The following is a 21,366-nucleotide window of genomic DNA, read 5'->3' as shown; positions in this document are numbered from 1 at the left end:
TTCAATATCTAGTGATGATGCGTCTAAGGGTTACACCCGTACCCATTCCGAACACGACGGTTAAGACTTAGACGGCTGATGGTACTGCATGGGCGACTGTGTGGGAGAGTAAGTGGTCGCTAGGTTTATGGCTCCTTGGTCAAGCGGTCAAGACACCACCCTTTCACGGTGGTAACAGGGGTTCGATTCCCCTAGGAGTCACCATAACTTATATAACTCGATTTACTTCCGGAGTATATCGAGTTTATATATGTGTAGAACGTAATATGGCTGAGGCCTATAAATGTATATGTAAGGAGTTACTCATAAGGGTAATTCCTTATTTTTGTCTATAAAAATTATCGGCTTTTTGGACAAAATGTAGAAAAAGGTTGTTTTAAAAAAAAGTATTGACTTATTCACAAAAAGTTGATTTTTATAATAGTTGTCCACATTTTTGTATACAAACCTGTGAGTAAATGTGGATAAGTAGTGGAAAAGTTAATATTTATTGCTATATACTATAAGAAAATAATATAATTAGGGTGATAATTAAAGTTTAGCATACTCAGTTTAATAAATATGCTATAACAAAATAGTATATAAACTTACAAAAACCTACATAAAAGTAATAATGATAGTGAAAAATATAAATTTTACGGTTAAGTATCAACAATGGACACATATTATGTGGACAATATGTGTGGGTAATGTGGATAACTATTCTGAATATATTATGAAGGTGATTAATGTGTTAATAGAAAAACCTGTATTAGAAGCGGTATTTGTTAAAAGACCTAATAGATTTCAAGGTTATGTAATTCTAGATAATAAGGAAATAATGACTCATGTGCCCAATACAGGGCGATGCAAAGAAATCTTGATACCAGGTACAAAGGTTATACTTAGAAAAGAGGATTCGCCAGAGAGAAAAACACAATATGATCTAATAGCTGCATACAAAGGGGAAAATCTAATAAGTATAGATTCTCATATCCCAAATAAGGTAGTACAAGAAGCATTAATAAATAAAAGGATTCCTTCTTTAGAGAAATATAATATAATAATGAGAGAGAAAACTTTTGGAAACAGTAGATTTGATTTTAAATTAAGTGATGATATTGGTGATGAGTATTATCTAGAAGTTAAGGGAGTGACTTTGGAAAAGGATGGAGTTGCTAGCTTTCCTGATGCACCTACTGAAAGAGGTAGAAAGCATTTGTTGGAACTGGTAGAGGCTAAAAGGCAAGGGAAAGGTGCTGGAGTTATATTTCTAATACAACTTGATGATATAAAAGCATTTACACCTCATGATGAAACAGATCCTGAGTTTGGCGAGGCGTTAAGATTTGCATCTAAAAATGGAGTTGATATCTTTGCGTATTGCAGTGAGGTTACTCCAGACAGCATAACTTTGAAAAAGGAAGTTCAAGTGATATTATAGTATATAGAGTATATTGTAAAGTGATTTTAGGGGGAATGACATGAAATTCGTATATTGTCCACTTTGTGGGAAAAAGCTTGAAGAAAAGCATAGTTGGGATGAAGGGGGAGTACCATATTGTTCAGAGGATGATATGATGTTTTTTGATGTGCCAAGACCTTGTATTGTTGTTGCCATTATAAAGGGTAATAAGATATTATTGCTTAAGCAAAGCTATATATATAAAAATTCAAAAGTACTGGTTTCAGGTTATATCAGCCCAGATGAAAAAGCAGAAGATGCTGTTTATAGAGAGGTAAAAGAAGAGACGGGATTAATAGTAGATAACATAAAATATTTAGGTAGTGATTATGTCAAGGGGAAAGATCTACTTATGCTTACATATATAGCACACTACAAATCAGGAGAAATCATAAAGTCTTCAGAAGTAGAATGGCTTGATTGGAGCAACATTGAAGATGCAATAAGTGAAATGACTGAAGATAAGATAGGAAAAGCAGTAGTTAGAAAGATATTAAATGAATTAAAATAATTACATTTGTTATATTTTGAATAATATTGTCATATGAATTAAAGAAAAATTAATATAAAAAAAATGACAAGAGAAACTCGTTGTATTAAAATATAGTTAATTTTCAAATTATTTTTTATTCTTAGGAAATTATGATAAGGCAAAATTTATGTATAAATATATCTTAATTACAATAGATTCTGTGCTTAATTTCTTTGATACTTCAAATTTACTAATTATATATCTTTGTGAAAGGGAAAGGGGGATATTTAAATGATAGGAAACACAAATAAAGAGCCAAAGTATGTACCTGAGATTAAAGGTGCTCTAAGAAATCACTTAATAGAAATGCCTGCTGTTATAAGAGATGCAAGTGGAATAAAGATATTTGGTAAAAGAATAAAATCACTTGTATTTACTACAGATGTTGCAATAATAAAAAACACTAATGCTGATGCAATAATTGCAGTATATCCATTTACTCCTCAGCCTATTATTACAGAAGCTTTAATGCTTGCTGCAGACGTTCCAGTATTTTGTGGAGTAGGAGGAGGTATAACTCAGGGGATGAGAGTTATAAATCTTGCATTAGATGCAGAATTCAAAGGTGCAATGGGAGTTGTAGTCAATGCCCCTACATCAAATGAAATAGTAAATAAATTAAGAAATACAGTAGATATACCAATAATAGTTACTGTTGTATCTGAAAATGATGACTTTGAAGGTAGAATAGAAGCAGGGGCACACATATTAAATGTCTCAGGTGGAAAGAATACTGCAGAGATAGTTCGTAATGTAAGAAAGAAGTTTCCAGACTTTCCTATTATAGCTACAGGTGGACCAACTACTGAAAGCATAAAAGAGACAATAATTGCAGGAGCAAACGCAATAACATATACACCGCCTAGTTCTGGTGAAATATTTAGTGAACTTATGGTTAAATACAGAAGCGATAAAGAGTAGTTAAAGATGAAACACTTTAATCAAAAATCTAATTTAATTATTTTTGTTTTTGTATTGCATATTTATTTTAATATGATAATATAATAGTTAAATTATAAATAAAATTGAATAATGTCGAATCAATAATAATATTAAAGTATTATTTGATTCAACATATTAAGCGAAACCTAGGGTAGAGGTGCTGTTTTTAAAAGTATTTATTTGGAGCTGGCAAGTGTAGATAAATAAAGAAAGGAAAAACAGCCGAAGAAGATAGCTTGGCGAAGTTTTTTTTCTGGTTATATATATAATATATATATAACTGTCACTTTAAAGAAAGATAATTATAGTGTTGTCATTCAGTTATTAAAGTGGAGAGCTACAAGGTATTAAGAATTGCGATAAAATATTTTCAAGTAGTTATTGATATGTTTTAGAATTATATCATAAGATAAAAATTCATTTCTGCAATTTTACCTTAAAGCGAATTCTACCCGTCACAGATATTTTCTGTGACGTTTTTTACTATGTAATAGTAAAAAGTAAAAGAGATTTTTAGTTAATATTGGGGAGGTAATGTTGATGAAATTGTTTGGAAATATGAATGTTGATGAAAATGTATTATCAATTAGTGGGGTTAGAGCTACGGAGCTTGCAGAAAAATACTCTACACCACTTTATGTTTTTGATGAAAATCTTATTAGACAAAATTGTAGAGAATATTACAATGGATTTAATTGTGAAAATAGAAATAATAGGGTTGCATATGCTGGAAAAGCCTTCTTAACTCTTGCTATGTGTAGGATAATACAAGATGAAAATCTATATTTAGACGTTGTGTCAGGTGGCGAGCTTTTTACAGCATATAAATCTGGATTCCCGTTGGAAAAAGTATATTTCCATGGAAATAACAAGACAATTGACGAAATTGAACTAGGAATAGATCTTGGTGTAGGTACTTTTGTAGCAGATAATGAAATGGAAATAGAACTTATTGACAATATTGCTAGAAAGCATAATAAAAAACAAAAAATTTATTTAAGAATAACACCTGGGATAGAAGCTCATACACATGAGTATATCAAAACAGGTCAGTTAGACTCAAAGTTTGGCTTTGCATATATAGGAGATAATATATTAAATGTTGTTAATAAGGTTTTATCATTACAAAATGTAGAACTTTCAGGGCTACATTGTCATATAGGGTCTCAAATTTTTGATATAGCTCCTTATGAAGATGCGACTGAGATAATGTTAACAATTATTAAGGATATATATGATGCGACAGGATATCTTATAAAAGAACTTGATCTTGGTGGGGGTTTCGGAATTTATTATACTTCTGATGATGAACCAAAACCTGCAAGCGAATATTGTGCTGCAATTCTAAGTAAGGCTGATCAAGTTTGTGAAACCTTAGGGATAAATATGCCTATACTTACCATAGAGCCAGGAAGATCTATAGTAGGAAATGCAGGAATTACATTATATAAAGTTGGATCAATTAAAGAAGTACCTTCAATAAGAAAGTATATATCTGTAGATGGCGGAATGACTGATAATATTAGACCAGCATTATATAATGCTGAATATGAATCGATAGTAGCAAATAAAGTTAATTCGGATGAGTTGGAAGATGTAACTGTAGCTGGAAAGTGCTGCGAATCTGGAGATATATTAATAAATAGCATAAGGTTACCAAAGATTGAGACTGGTGATTTATTGGCTATAATGTCAACAGGTGCCTATGGATATTCAATGGCTAATAATTATAATAAGGTTCCTAAGGCTGCAGTTGTTATGATTAAAGATGGAGAAGATAGACTTGTTTGTAAGAGAGAAACCTATGCAGATATAATTAGAAATGAAATATAGCGTTCAATTAGGAAAGATTAAATTAAAACTGTTCGAAAAACACTACTTCTTTGTAATTTAAGATTATGGATAAGTTAATAGTTGAGGATTTGCGCAGAGTGTTGAATATATCGACACTCTGTTATTTTTAAGCCAACCTATTTACATAATGGTAGAAAAGGTATATCATATAATTCACCCAATTAAATTTTATGCAATGTGTTTACAACAAGTGGAAAAAAACCTTTAAATTATCTATCTACAATAGAAAAAAAAAATTATTATGATATACTTATATAAGGTGTATTTTAATTAGAATCAATCATTTCGATAATACAATTATTTTTAAAGCTCATATTGGTTTCAAGGGCAGAATTTGAAAATATAATTTTTATAAAGAAATGATAAATCTAGAGGAGATAATATGGAACTATCTAAAGATTGTATAATAATAGATAGAATAGAAAACAATATTGCCGTTTGTGAGGTAAATGAAGAAATTCTAAGAATTAATGTCAATAATATTAAAGGAGTACCTAAGGAAGGCGATGTGTTGGTTAAAAAAGATTCCAGTTATTATATAGACAAGGATTTAACAAGTAAAAGGAAATCAATTGTAGAAGATTTAATGAAAGGTATGTGGAACGATGGAGAAAAGTAGTAATAGAAATCCTATGGTCAAATTTTTATTAGATTGGGTAGTACCTATTGGTGCAGCTATATTGCTTGCCATGCTTATCAATAAATTTCTTTTATACAAAGTTTCTGTTCCAACAGAATCTATGTATCCAACTATAAAAAAAGGTGATCAAATGTTTGTAACCAAGATTTATAATCCTCAAAATATAAAAAGAGGAGATATATTGGTTTTTTACTCAGATGAACTTAAAGACTTACTTATAAAAAGAGTAGTTGGGTTGCCTGGAGAAACTGTAGAGATAAAAGACAACGGGGATGTTTATATTAATGGTAAATATCTTCAAGAGGATTATGTAAAAAATCCAGATAGCAAAACAGGAAGTTTTAAGATTCCAGAAGGAAAATATTTAATGTTTGGGGATAATAGAGCTAATTCTGCAGATGCAAGATATTGGAATAATCCATATATTGATGCTAAGGATATACAAGGAAAAGCAAGAATTAGAGTTTTTCCGTTTGATAGGATTGGGCTTCTAAAATAGTTAATTCAAAGACGGGTGGCTTTAAAGATATAAGTTTAATTATAAGTTATCCATCCATATAATATGACAAATGAAAAGAGGTGCAAATATGTTTAAGAATAATAAAAAATGGCAATATGCTATTATATACGGAATAATAGCTTTAGGATTATTATTTGCTTTTAATTATACTAAAACTCAGATGATGACAGAAAACATTACATATGATGAATTTCAAAGTATGTTAAAAGATAAAAAGGTAGAAACTGTAACTATAACAAGTCAAAAATTGACTATAGTACCAAATAAGCAAAGCAGTGATTATGGTAAGATACTATATACAGTGAACCTAGGGGATAAGGATCTTGTTAAGAGTTTACAGGATTCTGGTGCAAAATATCAAGGAAAGCTTCCAGATGCATTTCCTATAGCTGATTTAATACTGTATTGGGTTGTACCTATAATATTCTTTTTCATAATAGGTAGATTAATGTTTGGTAAGATGGATAAAAAGATGGGTGGCGGAGTGATGTCTTTTGGCAAGAACACTGCTAAGCTTTATGCAGAAGATGAGACTGGTAAAACTTTTGCAGATGTAGCAGGTCAAGAAGAAGCAAAAGAATCATTAAAAGAAATTGTAGATTTTCTACATGACCCTAAAAAATATCAGGAGATAGGTGCAAAATTACCTAAAGGAGCTCTTTTAGTAGGACCTCCAGGAACAGGTAAGACTCTGCTTGCAAAGGCAGTAGCTGGAGAAGCAAAAGTGCCGTTTTTTTCGATGTCGGGATCAGACTTTGTAGAGCTTTTTGTTGGTATGGGTGCTTCAAGAGTAAGAGATCTATTTAGACAGGCTGAAGAAAAAGCTCCATGTATAATATTCATAGATGAAATTGATGCCATCGGTAAGAGCAGAGATGGAGCTATCCAAGGTAATGATGAAAGAGAACAAACTCTAAATCAATTACTAGCTGAAATGGATGGATTTGATTCTTCTAAGGGTGTAGTAATTCTTGGGGCTACTAATAGACCAGAAATACTTGATAAGGCTTTGTTAAGACCAGGAAGATTTGATAGAAGAGTTATAGTTGATAGACCAGATTTAAAAGGAAGAATATCAATATTAAAAGTTCATGCCAAAGATGTTAAGATGAGTGATAATGTAGATATGGAGTCAATAGCAAAGAGTACTCCTGGAGCAGTAGGAGCTGATCTTGCAAACATAGTTAATGAAGCTGCACTTAGTGCAGTTAAAAATAATAGAAAATTTGTACTTCAAAAGGATCTTGAAGAAGCAGTAGAAGTAATAATAGCTGGTAAGGAAAAGAAGGATAGAATTCTTTCGCCTAAAGAAAAAAGAATTGTTGCTTTCCATGAGGTAGGGCATGCACTTGTAGCGGCTTTACTAAAGAATACTGATCCAGTACACAAGATCACAATAGTTCCAAGAACCATGGGGGCATTGGGTTATACTATGCAACTTCCAGATGAAGAAAAGTATTTGGTTTCTAAAGATGAGATGGTAGATGAAATTACAGTTATGCTTGGTGGAAGAGCTGCAGAGGAGATTGAGTTTAATATAATATCTACTGGAGCTTCAAATGATATTGAAAGAGCTACACAATCAGCTAGAAGTATGGTTACCATATATGGTATGACGGATAAGTTTGATATGATGGCATTAGAGTCTGTTAGTAATAGATATCTAGATGGAAGACCGGTTCAGAACTGTTCTGCTGAAACTGCAGCACAAATTGATGAAGAAACTTTACAGATAATCAAAAGTAGTCATGAAAAGGCAAGAGAAATATTAAGAAATAATAGAGATTTATTAAATGATATTTCAAATGATCTTTTAGATAAGGAAACTTTATCTGGAGAGGAATTTATGATATTTGTATATAATAAATATCCAGAGCTAAAAGTAGAAAGAGACAAGAAAGAAGCAGAAAAGAAAGAGTTTGAAAAGCTAGAAAAGGAAAGAAGAGACAAAAAGAATGATGTTCCTGTATATTCAGATCTAGTTTTAGAACCTAATATAAATGAGTCTACTTCAGAGCTAATGGTTGATGGTAATAATAGTATCGTTCAATCTTAAATTTATATAGTGATAAGTTTATTTTAAGAAAGAGAAAAAGTTTCCAAGGGGGAACTTTTTCTTCATTAATTTAAAGGAAAGGTGATTTGAATGGAAGAGAATAACTCAAGCAGGGAGAAAGAATTACAATTACTATTTGAGGAAGAAAAGTTAACTGAAACCTTAAGGATAGTAAATGATGAGATTTTAAATTACCTAGAAAAACGCAAATACATATCAGAATATATAATAGATTACAGAAAAAATGTAATTGAAGAATACAGAGATGACGAAGATAAAGTTACGGAATACTTTGATCATGAAAGATTTGTTAAAGAAGAAGCGTTTAAAACCATAGATAGAAAGCTAAAAGAGCTTACTATATTGAAGGAAAATCCGTACTTTGGAAAAGTAGGTTTTATTGAAGGAGAAGATTTATTAGAGACTCTGTATATTGGAAGATTTGGAGTTACGCAAGAAGGTAGGTATGAACCTATAATTGTAGACTGGAGAGCTCCAGTAGCAGCACTTTTTTATCATGGAAGTTTAGGTGAAGCTACCTACAATTCACCTGTTGGGGATATAAAGACGGATATAAAGGAAAGAAGACAGTTTATTATAAAAAAGGGAAAACTTCAAGGGATGTTTGACTCAGAAGTAGATGTTAAAGATGACATATTACAGATGGTTTTAAGTTCTAACTCAAGTGAAAAGCTTAAAGATGTAATAATGACTATTCAAGGTGAACAAGATACAATTATAAGAAGACCCAGAGAAAAGACTGTAGTTGTAAATGGTGTAGCTGGTAGTGGGAAAACTACTATAGCTCTTCATAGGGTAGCATATCTTTTATATAATAACAGAAAACAACTTGGGGATAAGGTTTTGATATTAGGACCTAACTCTATATTTATGGAATATATATCGACAGTACTTCCTAGCCTTGGGGAAGTTGGTGTAAAACAAGACACTATAACTAATTTTATTATGAAACAAATTTCTTTAAATGAAGAGATTATGGAGTTTCCAAAGTACATGGAAAAAGTACTATCTGGAGATGAGGAATTTATTGAAGATATTAAACTTAAGAAATCCAAAGTGTTTATTAGTAAGTTAGATGAACTTATAAAAGATATAGAGCAAAATTATTTTAAGATAAAACCTGTTAAATATTTTGGTGAAGAAATATTAGGTGTAGAAGAAATAAGTAATTTATTTGAAAAAGATTATTTATATATGCCTATATTTAGAAGAAGCCAAAAAGTAAAAAGGGTTATCATATCTAAAATAAAAGATAAACGTGATGAAAAGATTTGGAAGCTAAATAAAGAAACAGAAGAATATAAAAAGAGTTTAAAACCAGATGATTTATTGATAGAAGAAAACAATATTGAATTCAATAGAAAAATGAAAGTAAGAGAGATAGTAAGAGAACTTATGAACTCAAGAGCAGAACTAGAAGAGTGGATAGAAAATGAATCAATATTAAGTATTTATAATAAATTCAATGGATATAAGAAGCTTACGTCAGATGATTTAGCACCAATACTATATCTGATGATAAAACTCGATGGTAAGAAAGCAAAAAGTGATATTAGGCATATAGTTATAGATGAGGCACAAGACTATAGTGAATTGCAGTTTAAGGCTATTAAGGAGCTAACAGGCTGTAAGAGCATGACTATAGTTGGAGATACAAATCAAAGACTAGTAGATCTTGATCAAGAAGCAGCTATGTTAAGCATTGAAGACATTTATTTAGAAGATGATGTTGAAAATTATGATCTAAATATAAGCTATAGATCTACTATGGAAATAATGAATTATGCTAATAAGTTCCTAAAAGAAGAAAAAGTAATTCCACTAGTAAGACAAGGAAAAGAAGTAAAATCAGTTGAAGTAGTATCTGAAGAGGACTTAATAGATGAAATACTTATGTCTATAGAAGATTTCAAAGACGAAGGGCTAGAAAGTATTGCAATCATAACAAGAAACTCTGAAGATATGAATAAGATATATCCAAAAGTTCGAGAATTTGCTCCTGTTATGAAGTTCCATAATGAAGATGTAATCTATAATGGAGGAACTGTTATTATTCCATCTTACTTTGCAAAAGGCTTGGAATTTGATGGAGTTATCATAGTAGATTTCAACTATGAAAAGGATAAAGATGAGGATTTGATAAAGTATATAATGAGTACGAGAGCTTTGCATATGCTAAAAGATATAAATATTAAGTTATAATTATAAACAAAAACTTATAATTATATAGATAAATTAGTAATATATTAATGCATAAAGTGTTTGAAATAAACATTTTATGCATTTTTTATTTTGAATATTCCTAATAAATATGAATTAAAATAGTTATAGAAATATATTAAGAAATATAGTAATAGCAACGAGTTTATTTGTTTATTTTTTTATTTAAACGATATCATAATTGCATATTTATAAATATTAAAAAAATATTAAAAAATACTTGCATAAAAATGAATGAATAATGTATAATTATACTCAGTTCAGGGAATAATATTTATTTCTAAATGGTAAACTATATTATGTTTAATTATAGAAAGGGGTCTTAAAATGAAAAAAGGTATATTAAAAACAGTTTTAGCTACTGCCTTGGTTGGGATAATGGCATTTAGCGTGGTTGGGTGTTCAAATAAAAGTGAGGCTACAGTAGATAAGATTAAAAAGTCAGGAAAGCTTGTAATTGGTACAAGTGCTGATTATGCTCCATATGAGTTCCACAAATCAATAAACGGTAAGGATACTATAGTAGGATTTGATATCGAAATAGCTAAGGCTATAGCTAAGAAGCTAGGAGTTGAAGTTGAAATAAGCGATATGAAATTTGATGGATTGGTAGCAGCTTTGAAAACAAATAAAGTTGATTTGGTAATATCAGGAATGAATCCAACTGAAGATAGAAAAAAGAGTGTAGATTTCTCTAAAATATATTATACAGCTACTCAATATGTTTTGGTTAGATCAGAAGATAAAGCTAAATATTCATCTTTAGATTCTTTAGCCGGCAAAGCTATAGGCGTTCAAAAGGGTTCAGTACAAGAAAAGTTGGCTGAGGAGCAGATAAAGGATTCAAAACTTCAATCTTTAGCAAAAGTTCCTGATGTAGTACTTAGCTTGAAGAACAAAAAGGTTGAAGCAGCAGTTGTGGAAGGACCAGTTGCAAAGCTTTATGCAGAGAAGAGTGATGGTTTAGCAGTAAGTGATTCTAAATTTGATTTAAATCCTGATGAGCAAGGTTCAGCAATCGCAGTGGCTAAGGGATCAGAGGATTTGCTTAAGATAATCAACGAAGCTCTTGATGAACTTATTAAAGAAAAGAAGATAGATCAATTAGTAATAGATGCAACTAATTCAGTTGATTAATTTATAAATTTAATACTAAGTTTTAGTAAGTAAAGCAATAAGCAGTAATGGGGCTATAAATATAAATGGGGGCTGTATAAGATATCAAGTGAAGTATAGTAGGTAGGGGTGCCTGCTATATTTCATATTATTTAGGAGGTAATTGGGTTGGGTTTAACAGATATTTTGAGCAAGTACAGTGGCTTCTATATAGAAGGTGCAATAAATACAATAATAATTGCATTTTTTACAGTAATTTTAGGTACTGTAGTAGGTTTATTTTTAAGCCTTATGAAGCTATCAAAGAATAAAATTTTAAAGTTTATTGCTTCTACTTATATTGAGATTATAAGAGGTACACCTATATTAGTACAGTTGTACATCATATATTATGGATTAGATTATACTGGGATACGTCTTCCAGGTATGATGGCAGGTATATTAACCTTATCAATAAATAGTGGAGCATACGTTGCTGAGATAATAAGAGCAGGGATAAATGCTGTAGATAAAGGACAGACAGAAGCTTCAAGAAGTTTAGGTTTTACTCAAGGAGCTACTATGAGATATATAGTGATTCCACAAGCCTTAAAGAATATACTTCCAGCCTTAGGTAATGAATTTGTTACAATAATAAAAGAATCTTCAATAGTATCTGTTATAGGTATAGCAGAGCTAATGTACAAAGCTGATACAGTAAGAGGTAACACTTTTGAACCTTTTACTCCGCTTATAATTGCGGCAGTTATGTATTTTGTAATGACATTCACGTTATCTAAATTAATAGGTAAATTTGAAAGGAGGCTGGGAGCAAGTGATTCACGTTAATAATCTTCATAAATATTTTGGAAAAAACGAAGTTCTAAAAGGTATTACTGACCATATCCATAAAGGAGAAGTGGTTGTTGTTATAGGGCCAAGTGGTTCAGGTAAAAGCACTTTCTTAAGATGTTTGAACCTTCTTGAAGAGCCAACTGATGGCGAAATTATATTTGAAGGAAATAATATAATCGGTAAAAATATAAATATCAATAAGATAAGAGAAAAGATGGGCATGGTGTTCCAACAATTTAATTTATTCCCACACAAAACAGTTCTAGAAAATATAACTCTTGCACCAATTAAAGTAAAGGGCCTTAGTAAAGCACAGGCTGATGAAGTGGCTTTCAAGCTTCTTGATAAGGTTGGCCTTAGAGATAAAGCAACTGCATATCCAGCATCATTATCAGGTGGGCAAAAGCAAAGAATTGCAATAGCAAGAGCATTAGCTATGGAACCAGATGTTATGCTGTTTGATGAGCCTACTTCAGCTTTAGATCCTGAAATGGTAGGCGAAGTTCTTGGTGTTATGAAAGGTCTTGCTTCTGAAGGAATGACAATGGTTGTTGTAACTCACGAAATGGGTTTTGCAAAGGAAGTTGGAGACAGAATATTATTCATGGATGGTGGAGTTATAGTAGAGCAAGGTACACCTGAAGAAGTATTTGATAATCCTAAAAACGCAAGAACACAAGATTTTCTATCAAAAGTACTTTAAAAGTAGGTTATTTAATTAAGTGTTTTCAAATTCTCTCTTGAAATTTTAAAGAGAGAATTTGAAAATATATAGATATATGAATAGTACATATCATAAGGTGGAATATTTAAAAGAGATATTTAATTTGAGATTTCTGGATTTATATACAGGGTGTTAAGAGGACTTGACCAATGTAAGTTACATCAATAATGATAGAAGTTTGACATTAATTATCTTTAAATAGTTTTATCTGAAATTTAGTGGATAGTACATGAATTTTTATATTTTAGTATAAACTTAATTTGCCAACCCAAATATAGGTTTTAGATTAATTATTAGTTTATAAAGCTTGTTTATTTATCTGATCAATTTATAAATAAGTGGTATAGAATAATGTTGATTTAAATCCTAAACTGTTTTTATATACCAACCCCAATTTAGGGCACTATTCATAATTATGGATAGTGTCCTTTTAGTTGCTAACGAAGTAGTGGCCGAATTGTTTCATCATTGGAAATATTAATAAATTGAAACAATTTCATATTTTTATAGTATATAATATTTAAATAATATATAATAATTCATGGCAACGAATAAATAAGTTTCTGCAGTTGTTGAATGAAAATGATATACATATGAGGTGATTTTATGGGTGAGAAAAGTTTTTTAATAAAGACTAAAAAACTTAAAAAAGAAATGATAATTCCAGCAATTTTTGGTGTTATACTGATGTTGAAATCCATGGCTTTCTTAGCAATGCTTAGGACTCCAAATTCTTCTTCTTTGAATTTTAAAAATATGTACTTCACTCCACCGCCAATATGGGCACATATAGCTTGTATAGTATTGGTGATTAGTATTAGTTTCTTATTTAGATCAAAAGGTAGACTTAGATACCTTATAATACTTGATTTGTTTGTTAGTGTATTATTATTAGCAGATATCTGGTACTATAGAGCAAATGGCACCTTTTTATCTATTAGACATATTTTATATCCAGCATTATTTAATCCTGTGAAGAAGAATCTATTTTTACCAGCAGCAGTTGATATAGTATACTTTATAGATTTTGTATTTATTGCAGCATTGTTATTTAAGTTTAAGAATAAGATTAAATCTGAGGAAAGATATATATTTGCTTTTGCAGCTACTTTTGTTTTATCAATAGTAACATTAGTGTCTTCTTACTATTATATAGATGTTATCGACGGTACAAAAGGCGAAAAGATGCTTTTCAAGATTGCGTGGGCACCATTTCAAACAATGTCAGATATGAGTCCACTTGGTTATCATGGATATGATATTTATAAAACAATTTATGAAAAAAATGCTGTCAAGCTTTCTAGTGATGATACTGATAAAATAACCCAATGGTTTGAAGATAATAAAGAAAACTTACCTGACAATGAATACAAAGGAAAACTTAATGGTAAGAACTTAATATTTGTGCAAGTAGAGTCTTTAGAAAACTTTGTTATTGGGCAAAAGGTATACGGACAGGAAATAACACCAAATTTAAATAGACTTATAAATAACAGTTTATACTTTAATAATATTCACGAACAAAATAATAACGGTACTAGTTCAGATGCAGATCTTATGGTAAATACTTCAATGTTACCTATAAGACAGGGAGCAACTTTCTTTAATAATCCATATACTCCTTTCACTACTTTACCTAACTTAGTGAAAGAAAAGGGTTATAACACTGTTTCTACTCACCCTGAAGTAGCTGGAAACTGGAATTGGACAGAAGTTCATAGAGGTTCCTTAGGTTTTGATAAGATATTGGATATAAGTAAGTTTAACGTAGATGAAGTAATAGGACTTGGGTTATCAGATAGATCATATCTAAGCCAAGTTGCTGATAAATTGAAGGATATGCCAAAGCCATTTTATTCATTTATGGTTACACTTACAAGTCACGGACCTTTTGACATGCCAGAGCAATATAAAATGTTAAATTTACCTCAGGAATTTGACAAAACAATACTCGGAGCATATTTCCAAAGTGTAAGATATACTGATGAGCAAATAGGCAATTTTATTAATAAACTAGATGCAGAAGGAATCCTAAAAGATTCTATAGTAGTTGTGTATGGAGATCATACAGGTGTTCATAAGTTCTATCCAGCCCAGCTTAAACAAGTGAAACTAGAGGGAGACTGGTGGCAAAAAGATGATAAAGGTATTCCTTTCATAGTATATAGTAAAGATTCAAAAGGCGAAACAATTTCAAAGGCAGGCGGTCAAATAGATTTTTTACCAACTATTTCATATCTGATAGGTATAGATAGAAATAAATTTGATGGAAGCACTATGGGAAGAGTGTTAGTAAACACTAATAGAGATGCAACTGTATTAAATTATGGTCAGATTATTGGAACTCCTAAAGATGATAAAGAAAAGAAACATCTAGAGGATTCCCTTCAGATTAGTGATATGTTCATTAGAGGTAAATATTTAAATAATAAATAGTTTAATAATATAAAAAGTGCTTTAGGAATATTATTCCTAAAGCACTTTTCATATATGGAAAATCTTTAATTTTAATATTAGCTAAACCTAGTATTCTCAATGAATTTACTAACTTTTTAGTATGTAAAGTAGAAAGATAAAATTTGTTTGCCTGTTAATAGATATACCCACTCCATTGTATCAAACTGTTATATCTATAACTAAGTTTAAAGAATACTAATAAAATTAAGGTGGCACAGCGTAGATACTATATGAGCAAGCGATTAGAATTAAATGATTTTCAGAGATGGAATGGCGTAAGGAAACTGTATTGTCTGAACGAAGTGAGTTATACAGTTTTAGACATTCCATTAAAGAAAATAATATTAATTCTTTGCGAAGCACATCAAAGTATTGGAGATGTGACAACTTAATTTCAAGTTAAAATTCTATATAAATTAGTCAAAGTCTTTATCTATTGTTATAACACAGTTGTATTGAGGGCGAGTTTCCTTAATAGAATTTATAATTTGTTCTTTAAGCTGTGCTTCTGACATTGCTTTGGTAAGCTTCGATGAACTTACCACAAGATCAAATATGAGGTTCTTCTTATCGCCTTCGCCTACTATTCTAAAATCATGCATTGACTTAATTAGTGGATTATGGTTAATTATTTTTTCAATCTCTTCTTTAGCTGATTTTATCTCCTCATCTTCAACAGATATAGGATCCATATGGATAACCAAATAGATATTAAGCTTTTCCGAGAGTTCTCGCTCAGCAGTATCTATTATGTCATGTATCTTCATTATGTTTATATCTGCTGGAATTTCAGCATGTATTGATGCCATACACCTACCAGGTCCATAGTTATGAATTATTAGATCATGGACTCCTGTTACAAATTCGTATGAAAGAACACCTTCATTTATAGAGCTTACTAGGCTTTCATCTGGGGCTGAGCCTATAAGAGGATTCATAGTTTCTCTTACAAGCGAAAAACCAGAATACAGTATGAAAAGTGCAACGATTATACCTATATATCCATCCAGAGGAAAGGTTGTGAATCTTGCAATGAAGAAAGATACAACAACTACACTAGTTGTAAATACATCTCCTAAAGCGTCCAATGAAGAAGCTTTTAGAGCCGAAGAATCAATTTTATCTCCTATGGTTTTATTAAATCTGCTAAGCCATATTTTAAAAATAATTGATACTAAAAGAAGTATAAAAGGAATCCATTGGAAGATAACTGGTTCTGGGTTAAGTATTCTTTCAAAAGAAGACTTTACAAATTGGAAGCCAACAAGCATTACCATAAAAGCAACTATTAAGGCTGAAATATATTCCAATCTCCCATGTCCAAAGGGATGTTCTTTATCTGGAGGCATATTAGAAAGTTTAATTCCTACTATTGTTATTATAGAAGATGCAGCATCTGAGAGATTGTTAAAAGCATCTGCCATAATGGAAATACTTCCTGTAAATAGACCAACAGTGAGTTTTATTAGAAATAAAGCCAAGTTTACTACAATCCCAATAATTCCAGCAAAGTAGCCAAGTCTAGTTCTGACTGTATCATTCTTATAATTAGTACTGTTTTTAGAAACTTTTTTTATCAAAAAATCGGATATCATATAAATTAAAAACCCCTTCCAAAAGTTATTAGATATATAACTTTACGGTTATATTAATGCTTTCAAAATCTCCCTATTAATATTTTCAAATTTGCAGTACAGAATACTGGATAATATTTTACATATAACCAGTAAGTAGTAGATTTGACTATTGTACATATTTTTTTAAGTATTTTCAATAGAAAACAAATATATTTATGATTAATTAAAGTTTTATGCTTAAAGTACGACATAAAATAATATGAAAAATAAGTTATATTTAAACAAAATTTGCTACAAAATGCTATAATATAAATATATTAAGTGGTTTAATGGAACTTATTTGATAAGTTTCGATTAATTTTGAGGGGTAAATCATATGAAGAAAAAGTTATTAACCGCACTTATAATATCATCAACTATTACTTCAATGGTTGTTACAGAAGAAGCTGTACAAGCTTTAGGCGAAGAACAGAATAAAGATACGTCTACAAATTCAGAACAGCAAAATACTGCTGTAAATTCTGATACGCCGGTGTTGAATGGAATAAAGGTAAATAAACAGCTAATAAGTATAAATTATTCGCAAGGTATAAATATATTGCCTAGATATATAGTCATCCATGATACAGATAATAGACAGCTGGGTGCTAATGCTATGGCTAACAGAAATTACTTTGCTAATCATCCAGAAGCAGATGCATCTGCTCATTATACTGTAGATCAAAGCAATATAATACAGTGTCTCGAGAATACTTGGAGAGGATGGCACTGTGGAGATAGATATAATCCTATAATAAACAATTCTAATACCATAGCTATAGAGTTATGCGTAAATCCAGATAATAATTTTGATAAGACATTACAAAATGGAATAGCTCTCACTAAGTATCTTATGCAAAAGTATAACATACCTGCGGAAAATGTTGTAAGGCATTACGATGTTTCTGGTAAGATATGTCCTAAAATGATGATTAAAGACAGACCAGAACTTTGGGCATATTTCAAATCAGTTATTGCGGGACAACAGATAAATAATGGTAGTGTTCCTGCAACAATGGAACCTAAAGCAAAAGGAAGTTTAGTTAATGTTTCTAAATCACTAAATGTGAGAGAAAAAGCTAATGGAACTTCTACTATAATAGGAAGTATTTCAATTGGTCAAAACGTAAATATATATGAAGAAGAAAATGGTTGGTATAAGATAGATTTAACTAAAGATGGACTAAAGCAATATGGATATGTAAGCAAAAATTATGTGTTGATTACTCAAGGGTCTTTAACTAACACTAATGGTAATACTCAAACAGGAGGCAATAATACTGGTTCAAATGGCGGGGCTACCAATGGTGGACAAACACCTGGTAATGGTCAGCAGGGAAGTACTGAGAAAAAGGGAAAGGTTACTAATATTTCAACCAACCTAAATGTTAGATCTGCAGCTTCAGCATCAGCAACAGTTATAGCTTATCTAAAGAATAATACTGAAGTTAAGATAAACTATGAGCAAAATGGGTGGTATAACATAACCTTTGATAGCAATAAAACCGGATTTGTAAGCAAGCAATATATTTCTATAATAGATACTCCATCTACCACAGTACCTGGTAATGGAACCACGACACCAACAACACCAACAACACCAACGGTGCCATCAACTGATCAAAATAATAATACAACTACTGTTCAAAAGGGAAAAGTTGTTAATATATCTACATCCTTAACCATGAGAAAAGGGGCAGGTACTAATTATTCAGCTATTGCTTACTTACGTAATGGTACAGAAGTTCAAGTAAAATCTCAACAAGGAGATTGGTATCAAGTTATAAGTGGAGATAAAGAAGGATATGTATCAAAAAGTTACATACAAATAACTAGTACTCAAAACAGTTCAAATACGGGAACGAATTCTGGACAAACTCCCCCGAGCTCTAAACCAGCTAATGTAATTAATGTTTCTACAAATCTTAATGTTAGACAGGGAGCTGGAACTAATACATTGGTTATAGGATACTTACTTAATAATGCCAGCGTTAAGGTCATATCTCAAGTTAATGGGTGGTGTCAGATAGAATTTATAACCAATACGGGAACTAAGCAAGGATACGTTAAAGCAGAGTATATAAAGATATAAAATAATAAATCCTTACTCAAGCGTTGTGTTTAAATTAAGTGGTCACGCATCCAATGCTTAAATGAGCTTTCGCAAAGAATTAGTATGATTTTTTAGAGCCACTCCATCTGAAAAAATCATTTGATTCTAATAGCTCGCTCATATAGTATCTCATGCACAGACACTTAATTTAAATAATGCTCGTAAACATAAACATTACTAAAAAGTCCGTTATTTGAATATAGCGGATTTTTTGATTTTCAAGGAATTTACAAAAATAGATCGATAATTTGATAATATAGGAAATATTAAATATAATATATTATAGATAAACCAGTTCTATCTAAATAAAACTAAGCGATATTTTTGTTAACTATTAATTGTAATAGGATTATCAAATATAAATACTATTTGGAACTGATTTATTTATAAGATGAAGATTATAATAGAATGGTACTTAATCAATAATAATCATAAGCAAATTAAATACGCTATAGTTAGCGCTACACTGAAATTAAGATATCACTCCTATGATACTTTAATGAGTTTCGCAAAGAATTAATATGATTTTTTACAATGGAGTAGCTAAAACTGTATAACTCACTAAGTTCAGACAATACAGTTTTACTCTTTAATAATCATACTTACTTATAAATCTTTTATATATCAAATTTAAGAAAACAAAAAGTGTATGTACTTAAAGAGTAAAAAGTGAGAATATGTCGCCTGCCAAAATTTCCTCACATACGTTCAGAAAAGGCAGATGCGCAAAAAAATCACTAATGAAGAACGATTAGCGATTTTTTAAGGCTATTCCATTTTCTAAAACAGTTTAATTCTAATAGCTTACAGTTATACCTTAATTTCAAAAATAGTAAATATATATTAAATTATAGAATTATAGAGGTGAATTATGGAGATACAATTAGCAAATGAACTTATAGACTTTTTATATGAAAGCCCAACAGCTTTTCATGCAGTTGAAAATGTAAAGAAGGAATTGACTAAAAACGGTTTTAGAGAACTTAAAGAAGAAGATAGTTGGAAGCTAAAAAAGGAAGGAAAATATTTTGTTACTAAAAATGATTCTGCACTTATAGCTTTTAAAGTTGGAAGCGGAAGAATAGAAGAACACGGATTTAAGATAATAGGTGCACATACAGACTCGCCTACCTTCAGAGTAAAACCTAATCCAGAGATTACATCAGAAAACAAATATGTAAAATTAAATACTGAGGTTTATGGCGGACCTATACTAAATACTTGGTTTGATAGACCTCTTTCGTTAGCTGGTAGAGTAACTGTAAAAGGAAAGAGTCCATTGTTTCCAGAAACTAGACTCGTAAATATCAACAGACCAATACTGGTCATACCAAACTTAGCTATTCATATGAATAGAGAGGTTAATGATGGAGTTAAATTAAATAGACAAAAGGACACACTTCCTTTATTATCGATGATAAGTGAGAAGCTTGAGAGTGGTAAGTATTTGCTAAGCATTATAGCAGAAGAGTTAAAGGTAGAGCTTAGTGATATATTAGATTTTGATTTGTTTTTATACGAATTTGAAAAAGGTTGTATAATGGGATTAAACAATGAGTTTATATCTTCATCAAGACTTGATGATTTAGCTATGGTTCATGCAGGAATAAAGGCCATAATAAACACTCAACCATCTGGAGCTACAAATGTGATGGCTTGTTTTGATAATGAAGAAGTAGGAAGTGAAACTAAACAAGGAGCAGCTTCAGAGTTATTAGCTCATATATTAGAAAGAATAGTATTATGTCTAGGTGGAGATAGAGAGCACTATTTTAGAGCACTAGCAAAATCTTTCTTAATTTCTGCAGACTTAGCTCATGCTGTTCATCCTAACAATGGAGAAAAGCATGATCCAGTACTTAAACCAGTTATAAATGGAGGACCAGTTATAAAAGTAGCAGCTTCTCAAAGCTATACCTCTGATTCAAATTCTTCTGTAGTTTATGAAGAGATGTGTAAGAAGGCTGGAGTACCTGTGCAAAGATTTGTTAATAGATCAGACCTAAGAGGTGGATCAACAATAGGGCCAATATCTTCAACTCACCTTCATATAAGGGCTGTTGATATGGGAACCCCAATTCTTTCTATGCATTCGGTAAGAGAATTAGGAGGAGTAAAAGATCATTATTATTGTGTAAAGTCTTTTGAAACTTTTTATAGTATATAATTTGGAAAGTTAAGACATATAAGAAATCACTGAAGAAAGTCACAAGGGCACTGAAAAGCTAAAGTTTTTCAGTGCCCTTGAAAGTCTCTTCAGTGTTTTTTTTCGTTGTA

Annotated in this window: 16 protein-coding genes, 1 tRNA gene, 1 rRNA gene and 1 riboswitch; of the genes, 17 read left to right on the top strand and 1 reads right to left on the bottom strand. The window is 30.8% G+C overall.

The window, feature by feature from the left end:
* The first annotated feature begins 7 nt into the window (after positions 1-7).
* From rrf to JHL18_RS20980, 15 genes are all read left to right on the top strand, one after another.
* A 5S ribosomal RNA gene (rrf, locus tag JHL18_RS21050) occupies positions 8-125 on the top strand.
* 4 nt (positions 126-129) lie between these two features.
* A tRNA-Glu gene (locus JHL18_RS21045) sits at positions 130-204 on the top strand.
* Positions 205-730: 526 nt separating this feature from the next.
* Positions 731-1,423, top strand: a complete 693-nt coding sequence (gene sfsA, locus JHL18_RS21040; RefSeq protein ID WP_420839236.1) for a DNA/RNA nuclease SfsA — start codon at positions 731-733, stop codon at positions 1,421-1,423.
* 40 nt (positions 1,424-1,463) lie between these two features.
* Positions 1,464-1,955, top strand: a complete 492-nt coding sequence (locus JHL18_RS21035; protein WP_200272881.1) for an NAD(+) diphosphatase — start codon at positions 1,464-1,466, stop codon at positions 1,953-1,955.
* 252 nt (positions 1,956-2,207) lie between these two features.
* The gene (locus JHL18_RS21030) at positions 2,208-2,897 is read left to right on the top strand and encodes a beta/alpha barrel domain-containing protein (protein WP_200272879.1); all 690 of its coding nucleotides are present in this window, start codon (positions 2,208-2,210) and stop codon (positions 2,895-2,897) included.
* 165 nt (positions 2,898-3,062) lie between these two features.
* A riboswitch (Lysine riboswitch) is annotated at positions 3,063-3,266 on the top strand.
* A 192-nt stretch (positions 3,267-3,458) separates the two neighbouring features.
* Positions 3,459-4,751, top strand: coding sequence for a diaminopimelate decarboxylase (gene lysA, locus JHL18_RS21025; RefSeq protein ID WP_200272877.1), 1,293 nt, complete (start codon positions 3,459-3,461; stop codon positions 4,749-4,751).
* Positions 4,752-5,154: 403 nt separating this feature from the next.
* Positions 5,155-5,391 carry a DUF3006 domain-containing protein gene (locus JHL18_RS21020; RefSeq protein ID WP_200272875.1) on the top strand — a complete coding sequence of 79 codons (237 nt, stop codon included), beginning with the start codon at positions 5,155-5,157 and terminating at the stop codon, positions 5,389-5,391.
* Positions 5,378-5,911 (top strand): signal peptidase I, encoded by a 534-nt coding sequence (lepB, locus tag JHL18_RS21015; protein ID WP_243278068.1) that lies wholly within the window; start codon positions 5,378-5,380, stop codon positions 5,909-5,911. The genes JHL18_RS21020 and lepB overlap by 14 nt, the downstream gene beginning before the upstream one ends.
* An 88-nt stretch (positions 5,912-5,999) precedes the next feature.
* The gene (gene ftsH, locus JHL18_RS21010) at positions 6,000-7,988 is read left to right on the top strand and encodes an ATP-dependent zinc metalloprotease FtsH (RefSeq protein ID WP_200272873.1); all 1,989 of its coding nucleotides are present in this window, start codon (positions 6,000-6,002) and stop codon (positions 7,986-7,988) included.
* A gap of 90 nt (positions 7,989-8,078) precedes the next feature.
* On the top strand, positions 8,079-10,211 hold the full coding sequence (locus JHL18_RS21005; protein WP_200272871.1) for a HelD family protein: 2,133 nt from the start codon (positions 8,079-8,081) through the stop codon (positions 10,209-10,211).
* A 345-nt stretch (positions 10,212-10,556) separates the two neighbouring features.
* Positions 10,557-11,366 carry a transporter substrate-binding domain-containing protein gene (locus tag JHL18_RS21000; RefSeq protein WP_200272869.1) on the top strand — a complete coding sequence of 270 codons (810 nt, stop codon included), beginning with the start codon at positions 10,557-10,559 and terminating at the stop codon, positions 11,364-11,366.
* A 147-nt stretch (positions 11,367-11,513) separates the two neighbouring features.
* A complete protein-coding gene (locus JHL18_RS20995) occupies positions 11,514-12,173 on the top strand; it encodes an amino acid ABC transporter permease (protein WP_243278062.1) in 660 nt (219 codons plus the stop codon).
* A complete protein-coding gene (locus JHL18_RS20990; RefSeq protein WP_200272867.1) occupies positions 12,160-12,882 on the top strand; it encodes an ATP-binding cassette domain-containing protein in 723 nt (240 codons plus the stop codon). Before JHL18_RS20995 ends, JHL18_RS20990 begins: the two co-directional genes overlap by 14 nt.
* Before the next feature lie 675 nt (positions 12,883-13,557).
* Complete coding sequence (locus JHL18_RS20985) at positions 13,558-15,339, top strand: LTA synthase family protein (protein ID WP_200272885.1); 1,782 nt, start codon at positions 13,558-13,560, stop codon at positions 15,337-15,339.
* A 251-nt stretch (positions 15,340-15,590) separates the two neighbouring features.
* Entirely contained in the window at positions 15,591-15,752 is a 162-nt protein-coding gene (locus JHL18_RS20980; RefSeq protein WP_200272865.1) for a hypothetical protein, read from the top strand.
* A gap of 24 nt (positions 15,753-15,776) precedes the next feature.
* Here the strand turns inward: JHL18_RS20980 and JHL18_RS20975 are convergent, their stop codons facing one another.
* A complete protein-coding gene (locus tag JHL18_RS20975) occupies positions 15,777-16,955 on the bottom strand; it encodes a cation diffusion facilitator family transporter (protein WP_200272863.1) in 1,179 nt (392 codons plus the stop codon).
* 358 nt (positions 16,956-17,313) lie between these two features.
* Here JHL18_RS20975 and JHL18_RS20970 point away from each other — a divergent pair, with 358 nt between their 5' ends.
* Together JHL18_RS20970 and JHL18_RS20965 are read left to right on the top strand one after the other, a co-directional pair.
* Positions 17,314-19,068 carry an N-acetylmuramoyl-L-alanine amidase gene (locus JHL18_RS20970; protein ID WP_200272861.1) on the top strand — a complete coding sequence of 585 codons (1,755 nt, stop codon included), beginning with the start codon at positions 17,314-17,316 and terminating at the stop codon, positions 19,066-19,068.
* 892 nt (positions 19,069-19,960) lie between these two features.
* Entirely contained in the window at positions 19,961-21,256 is a 1,296-nt protein-coding gene (locus JHL18_RS20965) for a M18 family aminopeptidase (RefSeq protein ID WP_200272859.1), read from the top strand.
* The last annotated feature ends 110 nt before the right edge of the window (positions 21,257-21,366 follow it).

The organism is Clostridium yunnanense (assembly GCF_016595795.1).
GTDB classification, from domain to species: Bacteria; Bacillota; Clostridia; order Clostridiales; family Clostridiaceae; genus Clostridium_AR; species Clostridium_AR yunnanense.
This window is presented reverse-complemented; position numbering and strand designations above follow the sequence as displayed.

What these genes read in the sequence shown, in the direction of transcription:
- JHL18_RS20975 (WP_200272863.1), bottom strand. Translation starts at nt 16,955, where the DNA reads ATGATATCCGATTTTTTGATAAAAAAAGTTTCTAAAAACAGTACTAAT.
- ftsH (WP_200272873.1), top strand. Translation starts at nt 6,000, where the DNA reads ATGTTTAAGAATAATAAAAAATGGCAATATGCTATTATATACGGAATA.
- JHL18_RS20970 (WP_200272861.1), top strand. Translation starts at nt 17,314, where the DNA reads ATGAAGAAAAAGTTATTAACCGCACTTATAATATCATCAACTATTACT.
- JHL18_RS21020 (WP_200272875.1), top strand. Translation starts at nt 5,155, where the DNA reads ATGGAACTATCTAAAGATTGTATAATAATAGATAGAATAGAAAACAAT.
- JHL18_RS21005 (WP_200272871.1), top strand. Translation starts at nt 8,079, where the DNA reads ATGGAAGAGAATAACTCAAGCAGGGAGAAAGAATTACAATTACTATTT.
- JHL18_RS21030 (WP_200272879.1), top strand. Translation starts at nt 2,208, where the DNA reads ATGATAGGAAACACAAATAAAGAGCCAAAGTATGTACCTGAGATTAAA.
- JHL18_RS20985 (WP_200272885.1), top strand. Translation starts at nt 13,558, where the DNA reads ATGATAATTCCAGCAATTTTTGGTGTTATACTGATGTTGAAATCCATG.
- JHL18_RS20965 (WP_200272859.1), top strand. Translation starts at nt 19,961, where the DNA reads ATGGAGATACAATTAGCAAATGAACTTATAGACTTTTTATATGAAAGC.
- JHL18_RS20980 (WP_200272865.1), top strand. Translation starts at nt 15,591, where the DNA reads ATGAGCAAGCGATTAGAATTAAATGATTTTCAGAGATGGAATGGCGTA.
- JHL18_RS21035 (WP_200272881.1), top strand. Translation starts at nt 1,464, where the DNA reads ATGAAATTCGTATATTGTCCACTTTGTGGGAAAAAGCTTGAAGAAAAG.
- lepB (WP_243278068.1), top strand. Translation starts at nt 5,378, where the DNA reads ATGGAGAAAAGTAGTAATAGAAATCCTATGGTCAAATTTTTATTAGAT.
- JHL18_RS21000 (WP_200272869.1), top strand. Translation starts at nt 10,557, where the DNA reads ATGAAAAAAGGTATATTAAAAACAGTTTTAGCTACTGCCTTGGTTGGG.
- lysA (WP_200272877.1), top strand. Translation starts at nt 3,459, where the DNA reads ATGAAATTGTTTGGAAATATGAATGTTGATGAAAATGTATTATCAATT.